The following is a 13,297-nucleotide window of genomic DNA, read 5'->3' on the forward strand; positions in this document are numbered from 1 at the left end:
GATCTCTCTAACAACATGAATTTTGCGCTGATTCTTTTTGTGCTCGTTATCTTGACGGGCATCGCGTGGGTAGCAGACAAACTCGTTTTTCAGCCGCAACGGCGGCGCGCAGCGGACGCCGCGGTCGCGGAATTCGATAGGCAGCAGCAGCGTGTCGGCGAGCGCTTCGCCGACGAAAACGCACCGCAAACGCGCGCCCGCATTCGCGACGACAAGCTGCGCCAGCCGTGGTGGCTCGAGTACACGGCGAGCTTTTTTCCGGTGATTCTGGTGGTGTTCCTCGTGCGCTCGTTCGTCGTCGAACCGTTCAAGATTCCTTCGGGCTCGATGGTGCCGACGCTGCTGGTCGGCGACTTCATCCTCGTAAACAAATTCGACTACGGCCTGCGTCTGCCGATCACCAATACGAAAGTCACGCAGGGCCGCGCGCTCGAGCGTGGCGATGTCGTCGTGTTCCGCTATCCGAAGGACGAATCGGTCGACTACATCAAGCGCGTGATCGGCTTGCCTGGCGATGTGGTGGCGTATCAAGACAAGAAGCTGACGATCAATGGGAAGCCCGTGCCGGAAACGCCGCTGCCCGATTACTTCGATGAAGAGCGCATCGGCTATGCGAAGCAATTCGAAGAAGATCTCGGTGGCCGCAAGAACGCCATTCTGAACAATCCCGCAGTGCCGCCGTTCGTGGTCGGCGCCGACGATTATCCGTTTCGCGACAACTGCCAATACAACAGCGAAGGCGTGATCTGCAAAGTGCCGCCGGGCAACTACTTCATGATGGGCGACAACCGCGACAACAGTGCGGACAGCCGCTACTGGGGCTTCGTGCCCGACAACAATATCGTCGGTCGCGCGTTCTTCATCTGGATGAACTTCAGCAGCCTGAAGCGCATCGGTTCATTCCACTGATTGCCGGTCGCGATGGCAAACGCGCCGTGCTGAAAATGCGCGGCGCGTTTGCGACGCTACTTTAAGAACGTGCGGTAACACAGCTTCGCCGCACTTTTTTCGTGTCGACCGGAGTGGGTGCTTTAGCACTTACTCCGGGCCCGCAGCGATCCGGTCTCACCAGTTCGACGGGTCTGGCGCCCGCGTTATACTTTGCACATGCCCCTCTCTCCGCTGGAAAGCCGGTTGCGCTACGAATTTCGCAATGCGGAATTGTTGCGCCAGGCTTTGACCCATCGCAGTCACAGTGCCACGCATAACGAACGGCTCGAGTTTCTCGGCGATTCCGTTCTCAATTGCGCGGTGGCTGCCCTATTGTTCCAACGGTTCGGCAAACTGGACGAGGGCGATTTGTCGCGCGTGCGGGCCAATCTGGTCAAGCAGCAGTCGTTGTATGAAATTGCTCAGGCCCTGAATATTTCGGAAGGATTGCGCCTCGGCGAAGGTGAACTGCGTAGCGGCGGGTTCCGGCGCCCGTCGATCCTCGCCGATACGCTCGAGGCGGTCCTCGGCGCGATCTTTCTGGACGGCGGCTTCGAGGCCGCGCAGACGGTCATCAAGCGCCTGTATGTCCCGATCCTCGACCATATCGATCCGCGCACGCTCGGCAAGGATTCCAAGACGCTGCTCCAGGAGTACCTGCAAGGCCACAAGATCGCGCTGCCGACCTATACGGTCGTCGCGACGCATGGTGCAGCGCACAATCAACAGTTCGAAGTCGAATGCACGGTGCCGAAGCTCGATATCAAGGTGTCGGGTTCGGGCGCGAGCCGCCGCGCGGCTGAGCAGGCCGCAGCGAAGAAGGCGCTCGACGAGGTGACGGCCGTGGCCCCGGCCTTGGCCGCCAAGCCGAAGCGCTCGAAGGGCGCGCGCACCGCCAAGCATGCTGAGCCGGAAATCGTGCCCGGCGTGACCGGCGTGCAGACAGCGCTCGACTTGCGGTCACCCGAGCCGAGGCGCGATCGGACGGCTCGTGCGGAATCGAAAGCAGTTCATCCCGAGCCGGCAGCCGAGCGACCCGTGCCTGGGCCGGTGGCGGTGATCCGGGCGTCGCACGTCGAGCATTCGCCGGATCGCGTGGAGCGAGCCGAAAAAGCTCCGAAAGCCCAAGCCAATGGGGCCGGTAACGCCCCCGAAGCGACCGAACCCGTCGCGCGCGCGGCCGAGAAGGCAGCGCAGCCGCGCGAAACCCCAGCGGACGATGCCGCTTCGGCCGCAGCCGTGGCGGCGGCCGTCGAACCCGGCGCCGCCGACGCCGGCCGCTCATGAACCCACACGTGCCGGCGGACGCCGTGCTCGTTGCCGGATCGGCCGGTTTTTCGTACCGCCCCGCATTTCACCCAATTTGCCGCAGCTCACTATGAACGCATCTTCTTCCACCGGTTTCCGCTGCGGCATGGTCGCGATCGTCGGCCGCCCGAACGTTGGCAAATCGACGCTGATGAACGCGCTCGTCGGCCAGAAAGTCAGCATCACGTCGCGCAAGGCGCAGACGACGCGTCACCGTATCACCGGCATTCACACGTTCGACGACGCGCAATACATCTTCGTCGACACGCCGGGCTTTCAGACCCGTCACAGCGGCGCGCTGAATCGCTCGCTCAATCGCGCGGTGACGTCGACGCTGACCTCGGTCGACGCGATTCTGTTCGTCATCGAAGCGGGCCGCTTCGGTCCCGACGATCAGAAAGTGCTCGACCTGATTCCGCCGTCGGCGCCGGTGCTCCTGATCGCGAACAAGCTCGACCGCGTGTCGGACAAGGACACGCTCTTCCCGTTCATGCAGCAGATGAGTGCGCTGCGCGAGTTCAAGGAGATCGTTCCGCTGTCGGCGAAGAACCCCGACGACATCAAGCGGCTCCTCACAACGGTCAAGCCGTACCTGCCGGAAGGCGCGCCGATCTACAGTGAGGACGACCTCACGGATCGCAGTGAGCGCTTCCTGGCCGCCGAAATCCTGCGCGAGAAAGTGTTCCGCTGGACCGGCGACGAGCTGCCGTACACGAGCACCGTCCTGATCGACAAGTTCGAGACGGAGGGTCGCCTGCGGCGCGTGTTCGCAACGATCCTCGTCGATCGCGATACGCACAAGGCAATGATCATCGGCCAGAAGGGCGCCAAGCTGAAGCAGATCAGCACGGAAGCGCGTCTCGACATGGAAAAGCTGTTCGACGGCCCGGTGTACCTGGAAACCTTCATCAAGGTGAAGAGCGGTTGGGCCGACAACGAAGCCGGACTACGCGCCTATGGGTACGAATGACGCGTGGATGACGCAACACGAGGATGACGCGGGCGACACGGTTGGCCGGGCTAACATCGACGCTACGGCGCCACCCAAACCGGCAAGCACGAAGCCGAAGCGCGCGCCGCGTACCTCCGAATTCCGCATTTCCGAGCAGCCGGCATTCGTGCTGCACAGCTATCCGTATCGCGAGACGAGTCTCATCATCGATGTCTTGTCGCGCGACCACGGCCGGCTCGCGCTCGTCGCGAAAGGCGCGAAGCGCCCGCATTCCGCGCTACGCGGCGTGCTCCAGACCTTCCAGCCGCTCGCGATGTCCTGGTCGGGCAAATCGGAGATGCGGACGCTGACGGGCGCGGAGTGGGTCGGCGGCATGCTGCCGCTTACCGGCGATGCGCTGTTGTGCGGCTTCTACGTCAACGAGCTGCTCGTCAAATTCTGCGCGCGCGAAGATCCGCATCCGCAACTGTTCCATCACTACGTCGTCACGCTGACGCGGCTTGCTCACGACGAGCCGCCCGTGCAAGTGCTGCGCTCGTTCGAGCGCGTGCTTTTGCGCGAAACCGGCTATGCCATGGCGCTCGATCGCACGGTCGCTCGCAAGGCCGTGGTGCCCGACGGCAAGTACGTGTTCGACCCGGAGCGCGGCGTGCGAGATGCGAGCGGCGATTTGGCCTTGCAATGGCCCGCGCATTGGCCGGTCGTCGCGGGGCAAACATTGCTCGATATGGAGCAGGACGATTACCATCGTGCGCAGACCGTCGCGCAAAGCAAGACGCTGATGCGCTTTTTGCTCAACACCTATCTTGGCGGAACGCCGCTTGCCACCCGCCAGATCCTGATCGATTTGCAGAACCTATGAGCTTCTTTCTTACGTCGCCCAATGTGATCGACCTCGGCGTGAACATCGATCACGTCGCCACGCTGCGCAACGCGCGAGGCACGTCGTATCCCGATCCGATCCGCGCCGCGCTGCTCGCGGAAGAGGCCGGCGCCGACGCGATCACGTTGCATCTGCGCGAAGATCGCCGGCATATCGTCGATGCCGACGTCCGATCGTTGCGCACGCAACTGAAGACGCGCATGAACCTCGAATGCGCGATCACGCAGGAGATGCTCGATATCGCTTGCGAAGTGCGTCCGCACGACGTGTGTCTCGTGCCGGAAAAGCGCCAGGAATTGACGACCGAAGGCGGTCTCGACGTCGCCGGGCACTTCGAGTCGGTGCGTGCGGCTTGCCGCCAGCTCGCCGATGCCGGCTCGCGCGTGTCGCTTTTCATCGACCCCGACGAGGCCCAGATCCGCGCCGCTCACGAAGCCGGCGCGCCCGTCATCGAATTGCATACGGGCCGCTATGCCGAGGCGCACGATCAGGCCGAGCAGCTGAGCGAATACGAGCGGATCGTGCGTGGGGTCGAATTCGGCGCGTCGCTTGGGCTCAAGGTCAATGCGGGGCACGGCCTGCACTATACGAACGTGCAGCAGATCGCCGCCATCGAAGGCATTGTCGAACTGAACATCGGTCACGCGATCGTTGCGCACGCCATCTTCGCGGGCTGGGAGAACGCGGTGCGCGAGATGAAGGCGATCATGGTCGCGGCGCGTCTCGCCGCCAGGCACTGAGCTCGAGCGTGCACATGGCGATCTATGGCATCGGCACGGATATCGTTCAGGTAAGCCGCGTCGCGGCGGTGATGAAACGCACGCAGGGGCGCTTTGCCGAGAAGGTGCTCGGCCCCGACGAATTGCGTGTCTATCACGCCCGCAACGCGCGCTCGGAAGTGCGCGGCCTGGCGTTTCTCGCGACGCGCTTTTCCGCCAAGGAAGCGTTTTCGAAAGCGATCGGTCTCGGCATGCGCTGGCCGATGACATGGCGCGCGTTGCAGACGCTGAACGAGCCGAGCGGCAAGCCCATCGTCGTCGCATCGGGCGAGCTGGCGGAGTGGCTCGCCGAGCGCCGAATTACCGCGCGCGTGACGGTCAGCGACGAGCGTGACTACGCGGTGTCCTTCGTGATCGCCGAAACGGCCGAGACGGTCTAGGCCGCGATGGCCCAGACCGAGATGGCTCAAGCCGAGATGGCTCAAGCCGAGATGGTTCAAGCCGAGATGGCCCAAGCCGTCTTCTTCCTATTCCTAAGTTGATCCCATGAAAAACTCTCTCGGACCGGTGATGCTCGACGTGCTCGGCACCACCCTTACCGCTGACGACATGCGCCGCATCGCGCATCCGATGACGGGCGGCGTGATCCTGTTTTCGCGCCACTACGAAAACCGCGCGCAGCTCACCGCGTTGACCGACGCGATTCGCGACGTGCGGGAGGACATCTTGATCGCCGTCGATCACGAAGGCGGCCGCGTGCAGCGCTTCCGCACGGGTGGTTTCACGGTGTTGCCGGCGATGGGCAAGCTCGGCGAGCTGTGGGACAAGGACGTGCTCTACGCGACCAAGGTGGCGACGGCGGTGGGCTATGTTCTGGCGTCGGAGCTCCGTGCGTGCGGCATCGACATGAGCTTCACGCCGGTGCTCGATTTGAACCACGGTCATTCGAAAGTGATCGGCGACCGGGCGTTTCATCGCGATGCGCGCGTCGTCACGATGCTGGCGAAGAGCTTGAATCACGGTCTCGCGCTCGCGGGGATGGCCAATTGCGGCAAGCATTTTCCGGGACACGGCTTTGCTGCTGCCGATTCGCACATCGCGTTGCCGACCGACGATCGCACACTCGACGAAATCCTGCGCGACGATGTCGCGCCGTACGACTGGCTTGGGATGTCGCTCGCCTCGGTGATTCCGGCGCACGTGATCTATACGCAGGTGGATGCGAAGCCGGCCGGCTTCTCGCGCGTGTGGCTGCAGGAAGTCCTGCGCGGCAAGCTGCGCTTTACGGGCGCGATTTTCAGCGACGATCTGTCGATGGAAGCGGCGCGCGAAGGCGGCACGTTGACCGAGGCGGCAACGGCGGCGCTCGCGGCCGGCTGCGATATGGTGCTCGTCTGCAATCAGCCGAACGCGGCGGAGCAGGTGCTCAACGAGTTGCGTTATGAGCCGTCGAAGGATTCGTTGAGGCGCCTGAAACGCATGCGGCCGCGTGGCAAGGCCCTGAGCTGGGACAAGCTCGTCGGGCAGCCCGAGTATTTGCAGGCGCAGGCGTTGTTGCGCAACGCGTTTGCCTGATACGCGGAAATACGCAGACATGAAATGAAGACGCCGCCCTTTCGAGGCGGCGTCTTTGCTTGGCCCGCTAGAGGAAGCAGTGATGGCGTAACCCGGCGGCGTGCTGCTGTGCCGTCAAGATAGTTTCATACGCTGCAGCTTGTTGTAGAGCGTCTTCGGGCTGATGCCAAGCAGTGTCGCCGCGCGATGCCGCGTGCCGCCGACCGCGTCGAGCGTTGCGCGAATCAGCAGGTCTTCGACATCGGCGAGCGGCGTCCCCACCGTCACCTGCACGCTGCCGCCGTTCAAGCGGCGGCCGCCCGCGCTGCTGGCCTCGTCTGCCCGCAGCGTTTCGATCACTTCGCCCGACGCGTTGTACGCGCGCCGCACGCGCTCATGCAGCTCGCGGACATTGCCCGGCCAATCGTACGAAAGGCACTCGCGAATCAGGTTCGGACCGATGTGCTTGTTCACCGTCGCAAAGCCGCTTGCGTTGACTTCACGATTCAGGTCGTCGACGAGCACCTCGGCGAACAGCACCGCGTCTTCGCCGCGCTCGCGCAGCGGCGGCAGTGCGATCGACGACGCGTCGAGCCGCAGCCAAAGGTCTTCGCGCAGCGTGCCGTCGGCCACCGCTTCGCGCACTGGCCGGCGGGTCGCCGCGACAAGCCGGAAATCCGTGACCACCTGGTTCGTTCCGCCGACGCGCATGAACGTCTGCGAATCGAGCGCGCGCAGCAGCGCTTCTTGCTGTGCGAGCGGCAACTCGGTGATCTCGTCGAGAAAGAGCGTGCCGCCGCCTGCCTGTTCGAAGAGGCCGGGCTCGCGGCGCTCCGCGCCCGCGAAGGCGCCGTGCTCGTGACCGAAGAGGATGCTGTCGGCCGAGCGGCTGCCATTGATGTCGTGCGCGAACGAGCGGCAGTCGAACGAGACGAACGGACCTTTGCGGCGGCGGCTCATCTCGTGCAGTGTGCGCGCCGCGATCTCCTTGCCCGTGCCCGCTTCGCCGTAGATCAGCACGGCGCTCTCAGTCGGCGCGGTGTGCTCGATCCGGTCGTAGGCGTGCTGGATCGCGTCGCTGCGCCCGATCATCGGTCCGAAATGGCCAAGCCGGCGCAGCGTGGCTCGCAGCGTCTGCACTTCCTCGGTCAGTTCGTAGGGGCGGGGAATGCGCGCAAGCAGGCTGCGCAGGCGCGGAATGTTGACTGGCTTGAGCAAATAGTCCCAGATCCCGTGGCGCAGGCCCTCGATCGCGCTTTCGACCGTCGCGTTGCCGGTCATCACGATCACGGGCAGGGTGCCGTCGGGCGGCTGCGACGGGAGATTTTGCAGCAGGTCCAGACCGCCGCCGTCGGGCAGGTTCAAGTCGACGAGCACGACATCGGGAATGAAGCGCGTCAATGCAGCCCTGGCTTCGGCGAGCGAGGTTGCGGTATCGACGGAAAAGCCGTCGGCGGCAACGATCGCGGAGAGGCCTGACAGGCTATTGGGATCGTCTTCGACAATCAGGGCGTGTGGCATGGCTGGCGCAATCAATCAAATGGTCGATATCCCGCTCTCGGCGGTCGGTCCGATACGTCTCGCGGGCGTTGTGTACAGCCAAACAGCATAAGGACGCTGCCGGCCGTCCTATTTTTGAGATGAATGGGGCGACGAAAATTACTTCAGCATATAGCGTGCCATAAGAAAATAACTATATAGAACAATGATTTGTATCCGAATGTTGCGTTCTCGGCGCGATCGGATTGGAAATTTGGAGAGGGCGACTCGGTAAAGTTTTCTTAGAACATACACGACTCGCACTAAAAAGAAAAAGCGCCCCCTCGGGGGCGCTTTTCGATCTGACCGCTAACGGCGCGGCCGGACTGCCTGGAATAGACCGTCCAGCTTAGGCGCGGCTGCGATATTCGTTCGTGCGCGTATCGATTTCGATCTTGTCGCCGATGTTGCAGAAAAGCGGCACTTGCAGCTCGAAGCCGGTGTTGAGCTTTGCGTTCTTGAGCACCTTGCCCGACGACGTATCGCCCTTGACCGCCGGCTCCGTGTAGATGATTTCGCGCACGAGCGTGGTGGGCAGTTCGACCGAGATCGCCTTCTCGTTGTAGAACACGACTTCGCAAGCCATGCCTTCTTCGAGGTAGTTGAGCGCGTCGCCCATCATTTCGCTTTCGACTTCGTACTGGTTGTAGTCGGCGTCCATGAACACGTACATCGGGTCGGCGAAGTACGAGTAGCTCACTTCCTTGCGGTCGAGCACGACGACGTCGAATTTGTCGTCGGCCTTGTACACCGTTTCCATGCCGGCGCCCGTCAGCAGGTTCTTGAACTTCATCTTGACGACGGCGGAGTTGCGGCCCGATTTGTTGTATTCAGCCTTCTGCACGACCATTGCGTCGTTGCCGATCATCACGACGTTGCCGGTGCGGAGTTCCTGAGCGATCTTCATAAAACTGTCCTGTGCGAATTTAAAGTCAATGTTGCTCAACGGCATCGATGCGCAGGGCGCCTAGGTACGTTGCGGGCCGTTGGATAACCGCTTATTTTAACTGAGTTTTTGCGAATTTAGCCAGATTTCCGGCAAGGTCGCCGACGGTGCCCAGTTCGTGAGCCCAAGCGGCCGCCCGCGTCTCGAATTCGGCGCGGTGCCGCCAATAATCGGACCAATCCGGCTCGCCGCCGCCGTTCCACGCGTGCCAGAATCGCTCCATCGAAATGCGCGCGGCCTTGGGCAGTGTGGCGGTGCAGTGAGCGAGGGCGGCGTCCAGTTTCTGCAGGTGCACGTTGTCCGCTTGGGGATAGATCTGCCAGACGAACGGACGCCGCGCCCATTGCGCACGCACGAACGAATCCTCGCCGCGCACGAAGTTGACGTGGCTCGCCCACAAGAGCGCGTCGTATGCCGGCTGTTCGGTGAACGCGAGCGCATGCACGCGCAGACTGCCACGTTCCGCATGCGCGCCCGCGCTGAACGACGGCAGGCCGAAGAAACGCCCGACCGCGCCCGAGATGCGACCTTCGGGCACAAGCAGACAGGTCGGTTCTGCTTGGTCGCGCCATTGCTCGAGCAGCGCGTCGACAGCGGGATTTTCATACGCAAAGAGCGAAACGACGGTCGCCTCGGGCTCCGGCGGCGGTCCTTCCGTGGCGTTTCGCCACCAGGTGTCGCGCGCCTCGCGCGACGATTCGAACGCCGCTCGCGCCGCATCCAGACCGCGTTCCTTCAATACGCCGCCAGTGCCTGCGCCGAGGCCGGGGAAGAAAAAGGTCTTGGTCAGCGGATAACGCGGATGCGGCGAGGGGCGCAGATGGAAATCCGCGACCCAGTCCTCGCCGCTCAGGTACTCCAGATTGATCCAGACCGGCGCACGCTCGCGGCGCGCCATCGCCGCGATGTAGGCAGGCGGCAACTCACAGGCGAACGCTTCGATCACGACGTCCGCGACTTCGAGCGTATCGCCGGCGTGCGCCGGCTCGTGCCAATGCTCGATCGCGATGCCCTCGACGGTCTGCCGGGCCAGATCGACGTCGATCGTGCGACACAGCCGCTGGAACGCGTGCAGATCGTCGACGAACACGCGCACCTGCCAACTGTGTTCGGCCGCGAGCTGCCGCGCGAGACGCCAGCACACGCCGATATCGCCGAAATTGTCGACGACCGCGCAGAAGATGTCGCACGCGATGCGGTCATCGGCTTTCGCTGAAGCGCGCGCGGACTCGCGCCGGGAATGGGAGGAATGAGGATGGTCGGGCATGGCGGTTGCGTCCGAATGTGCCTGCGAATATGCGCGCGATTCGGTCGCATGCGGAATGTTCTAAACTGGCGATTCTAAAGCACACACGTGGCGACTCCGCCCTTGCGTGACTCTCGCGAATTGCCCCTGGCGCTCTACCGCGCGACGCACTGTCCGAACTCTGCATGACCGATACCGACGCTCTCGAACCCGCCTTCGAACCGAAGAAAATCCTCGCGCAGTTGCCGCATTTGCCGGGCGTCTATCGCTATTACGACGCGCAAGGCGCCGTGCTGTACGTCGGCAAGGCGCGCGACCTGAAAAAGCGCATATCGAGCTATTTCACGAAGACGCAGCTGTCGCCGCGCATCGCGATGATGGTCACGCGCATCGCGCGCATCGAGACAACGGTGACGCGCTCCGAAGCCGAGGCGCTGCTGCTCGAGAACAATCTGATCAAGGCGCTGACGCCGCGCTACAACATCCTGTTTCGCGACGACAAGTCGTACCCGTATCTGAAGCTGACCGCGCACCAGTTTCCGCGCATGGCGTACTACCGGGGCGCGGTCGACAAGAAGAACCAGTACTTCGGACCGTTCCCGAGCGCATGGGCGGTGCGCGAGAGCATTCAGATCCTGCAGCGCGTGTTCCAGTTGCGCACCTGCGAAGACTCCGTGTTCAACAACCGCACGCGGCCGTGCCTGCTGCATCAGATCGGCCGTTGCACGGCGCCGTGTGTCGGCGCGGTCAGCGAAGAGGACTACGCGCGCGACGTTTCGAACGCATCGCGCTTTCTGCTCGGCCGGCAAACCGAAGTCATGAAGGAACTCGAAGAGAAGATGCACGCGTTTGCCGGCGAGTTGAAGTTCGAGCAGGCGGCAGCGGTGCGCAATCAGATGAGCTCGCTGTCGACGGTACTGCATCAGCAGGCGATCGAAGTGGGCGGCGACAGTGACGCCGATATTCTCGCGGTCGTAGCGCTCGGTGGGCGTGTCTGCGTGAATCTCGCGATGGTGCGAGGTGGCCGGCATCTAGGGGACAAGGCGTATTTCCCTGCGCATGTCGAAAGTGCGCTGACGGCAGATGAAGGAGGGATCGGCGAAGCGGAGGAGGGTGTCGTAGCGTCGGCGGATGATGCCGCCGCGATGGCAAGCGATTCTTCGAAGGCCGAGCCGCGCGCGGGCGAGCAGAAGTCTTCCGGCGACCCGAAAGAAGTGCCGGACCCGCTTGCCGTCGCACAAGAGATGCCGTCCGAAACAGAGGCTGATGACGCTGAGCCGGTCTCGCGCTCGCGCGACGTCGGCATCGAAAGCGAAGTGCTCGACGCGTTCATCGCGCAGCACTATCTCGGCAATCGTGTGCCACCAGTGCTGGTCGTGAGCCACGCGCCGGCGAATCGCGAGTTGGTCGAGCTCTTGACCGAACAGGCGGGGCACAAGGTCACGGTGCTGCGCCAGCCGCAGGGCCAAAAGCGCGTGTGGCTCGGCATGGCCGAACAGAACGCGCGGCTCGCGCTCGCGCGTCTGCTCTCGGAGCAAGGCTCGCAACAGGCGCGCACGCGGGCGCTCGCCGATACGCTCAGCCTCGAAGGCGAGGACCTTGCGCATCTGCGCGTCGAATGCTTCGACATCAGCCACACGATGGGCGAGGCCACGCAGGCGTCGTGCGTGGTCTATCACCATCACAAGATGCAGTCGGGCGAATACCGTCGCTACAACATCACCGGCATCACGCCAGGCGACGATTACGCGGCGATGCGCCAAGTCCTCACGCGCCGCTACGAGAAGATGGTCGCGCAGGCGGCGCAGAATGCGGCCGATGAAGCGGCGGCGCTGCAACCGGATGCAGCAGCCGATCCGAACGCGGCGGTCGAACCGGCTGAGCCCGCTGCGGCCGGCGGTCTCTTGCCGAACATCGTGTTGATCGACGGCGGCAAAGGGCAAGTCGAAATCGCGCGTCAAGTTTTTACCGAGCTGGGTCTCGACTGCGGCATGCTGGTCGGCGTCGCGAAGGGTGAGGGCCGCAAGGTCGGCCTCGAGACGCTGATCTTCGCCGATGGCCGCACGCCGCTCGAGCTCGGCAAGGAAAGCGCCGCGCTGATGCTCGTCGCGCAGATCCGCGATGAGGCGCACCGATTCGCGATCACCGGGATGCGGGCGAAGCGCGCCAAGACGCGGCAGACGTCGCGTCTCGAGGAGCTCGAAGGCGTCGGCGCGAAACGGCGTCAACGGCTGCTGGCGCGCTTCGGTGGATTGCGTGGCGTCGTGGCGGCGAGTGTCGACGATCTGGCGAGCGTCGAGGGCATTTCGCGCTCGCTTGCCGAACAGATCTATCGGCAGCTTCATTGAACCCGTGTATAACCCGTGTACCGCGCCGCACCGGGGCCGCGAGCCGCTTGGCTTGTGGCGCCTACGGCGACACGGCACAATGGCATCTCCTTGTCCCCCATTTTTGCGCAGCGTTTGCCCATGCCGTTCAACATTCCGATTTTCCTGACGTGGCTGCGAATCGTGCTGATTCCGCTCATCGTCGGCGTGTTTTATCTGCCGGACATCATGATGAGCCCCATGCACCGCAATATCGCGGCGACAACGATCTTCGTGGTCGCCGCGCTGACTGACTGGTTCGACGGTCATCTCGCGCGCAGGTGGAATCAGACTTCGGCGTTCGGCGCGTTCCTCGACCCGGTCGCCGACAAGCTGATGGTGACGGCAGCACTTCTCATCCTCGTGCAATTGGCACGTATCGAATCGGCGATTGCGCTGGTGATCGTCGGCCGCGAAATCGCGATTTCGGCGCTGCGCGAATGGATGGCGCAGATCGGCGCGTCGAAGAGCGTCGCCGTGAATCAGTTGGGCAAGTTCAAGACGGCGTGCCAGATGGTGGCGATTCCGATGCTGCTCTACTACGGGCCGCTGCCGCTCGGCGCGTTCGTGATGGACACGCGCGTGTGGGGCCTGTGGCTCATTTATCTCGCGACCGTGCTGACGATCTGGTCGATGCTGTACTACATGAAGCTCGCGTGGCCGCAGATCCGCGAGCGCGGCGGCATCCTGTAATGCGCTTGCCGCAAATAGTTAGTCAGAAGGGGTTGACACGTTTCAGCGGCTTATACATAATCTCGTTTCTCCGATGCACGCAGGTGCTAACGGGGAGCAGCAAAACGCGGGAGTAGCTCAGTTGGTAGAGCGCAACCTTGCCAAGGTTGAGGTCGCGAGTT

Annotated in this window: 12 protein-coding genes; 9 read left to right on the forward strand and 3 right to left on the reverse strand. The window is 63.2% G+C overall.

Annotated elements, in window-relative coordinates:
* Nucleotides 1–15: 15 nt before the first annotated feature.
* The 7 genes from lepB to nagZ all read left to right on the forward strand — a co-directional run bounded on the left by lepB (nt 16) and on the right by nagZ (nt 6,367).
* Nucleotides 16–909 carry a signal peptidase I gene (lepB, locus tag AAHK20_RS10210; RefSeq protein WP_449181327.1) on the forward strand — a complete coding sequence of 298 codons (894 nt, stop codon included), beginning with the start codon at nt 16–18 and terminating at the stop codon, nt 907–909.
* A 198-nt stretch (nt 910–1,107) separates the two neighbouring features.
* Complete coding sequence (gene rnc, locus AAHK20_RS10215; protein WP_449181328.1) at nt 1,108–2,217, forward strand: ribonuclease III; 1,110 nt, start codon at nt 1,108–1,110, stop codon at nt 2,215–2,217.
* Between the two features lie 91 nt (nt 2,218–2,308).
* Nucleotides 2,309–3,208: a GTPase Era gene (gene era / locus AAHK20_RS10220; RefSeq protein WP_449181329.1), complete on the forward strand. Its 900-nt coding sequence runs from the start codon at nt 2,309–2,311 to the stop codon at nt 3,206–3,208.
* Nucleotides 3,195–4,052, forward strand: a complete 858-nt coding sequence (recO, locus tag AAHK20_RS10225) for a DNA repair protein RecO (protein ID WP_449181330.1) — start codon at nt 3,195–3,197, stop codon at nt 4,050–4,052. Before era ends, recO begins: the two co-directional genes overlap by 14 nt.
* Nucleotides 4,049–4,813 carry a pyridoxine 5'-phosphate synthase gene (gene pdxJ / locus AAHK20_RS10230; RefSeq protein ID WP_449181331.1) on the forward strand — a complete coding sequence of 255 codons (765 nt, stop codon included), beginning with the start codon at nt 4,049–4,051 and terminating at the stop codon, nt 4,811–4,813. Before recO ends, pdxJ begins: the two co-directional genes overlap by 4 nt.
* A gap of 14 nt (nt 4,814–4,827) precedes the next feature.
* Complete coding sequence (gene acpS / locus AAHK20_RS10235; protein ID WP_449181332.1) at nt 4,828–5,232, forward strand: holo-ACP synthase; 405 nt, start codon at nt 4,828–4,830, stop codon at nt 5,230–5,232.
* Between the two features lie 106 nt (nt 5,233–5,338).
* On the forward strand, nt 5,339–6,367 hold the full coding sequence (gene nagZ / locus AAHK20_RS10240) for a beta-N-acetylhexosaminidase (protein ID WP_449181333.1): 1,029 nt from the start codon (nt 5,339–5,341) through the stop codon (nt 6,365–6,367).
* Nucleotides 6,368–6,481: 114 nt separating this feature from the next.
* On the opposite strand, the gene AAHK20_RS10245 is transcribed toward nagZ, so the two are convergent.
* The 3 genes from AAHK20_RS10245 to earP form a co-directional block, all read right to left on the reverse strand.
* Complete coding sequence (locus AAHK20_RS10245) at nt 6,482–7,867, reverse strand: sigma-54-dependent transcriptional regulator (protein WP_449181334.1); 1,386 nt, start codon at nt 7,865–7,867, stop codon at nt 6,482–6,484.
* A 367-nt stretch (nt 7,868–8,234) separates the two neighbouring features.
* A complete protein-coding gene (efp, locus tag AAHK20_RS10250; protein ID WP_449181335.1) occupies nt 8,235–8,792 on the reverse strand; it encodes an elongation factor P in 558 nt (185 codons plus the stop codon).
* A 91-nt stretch (nt 8,793–8,883) separates the two neighbouring features.
* A complete protein-coding gene (gene earP / locus AAHK20_RS10255) occupies nt 8,884–10,098 on the reverse strand; it encodes an elongation factor P maturation arginine rhamnosyltransferase EarP (protein WP_449181336.1) in 1,215 nt (404 codons plus the stop codon).
* 164 nt (nt 10,099–10,262) lie between these two features.
* Between earP and uvrC the strand changes: the two genes are divergently transcribed.
* Complete coding sequence (gene uvrC, locus AAHK20_RS10260; protein ID WP_449181337.1) at nt 10,263–12,425, forward strand: excinuclease ABC subunit UvrC; 2,163 nt, start codon at nt 10,263–10,265, stop codon at nt 12,423–12,425.
* A 120-nt stretch (nt 12,426–12,545) separates the two neighbouring features.
* Nucleotides 12,546–13,136: a CDP-diacylglycerol--glycerol-3-phosphate 3-phosphatidyltransferase gene (gene pgsA / locus AAHK20_RS10265; RefSeq protein WP_137334582.1), complete on the forward strand. Its 591-nt coding sequence runs from the start codon at nt 12,546–12,548 to the stop codon at nt 13,134–13,136.
* Nucleotides 13,137–13,297: the final 161 nt, after the last annotated feature.

This window comes from Trinickia camelliae (assembly GCF_053525655.1).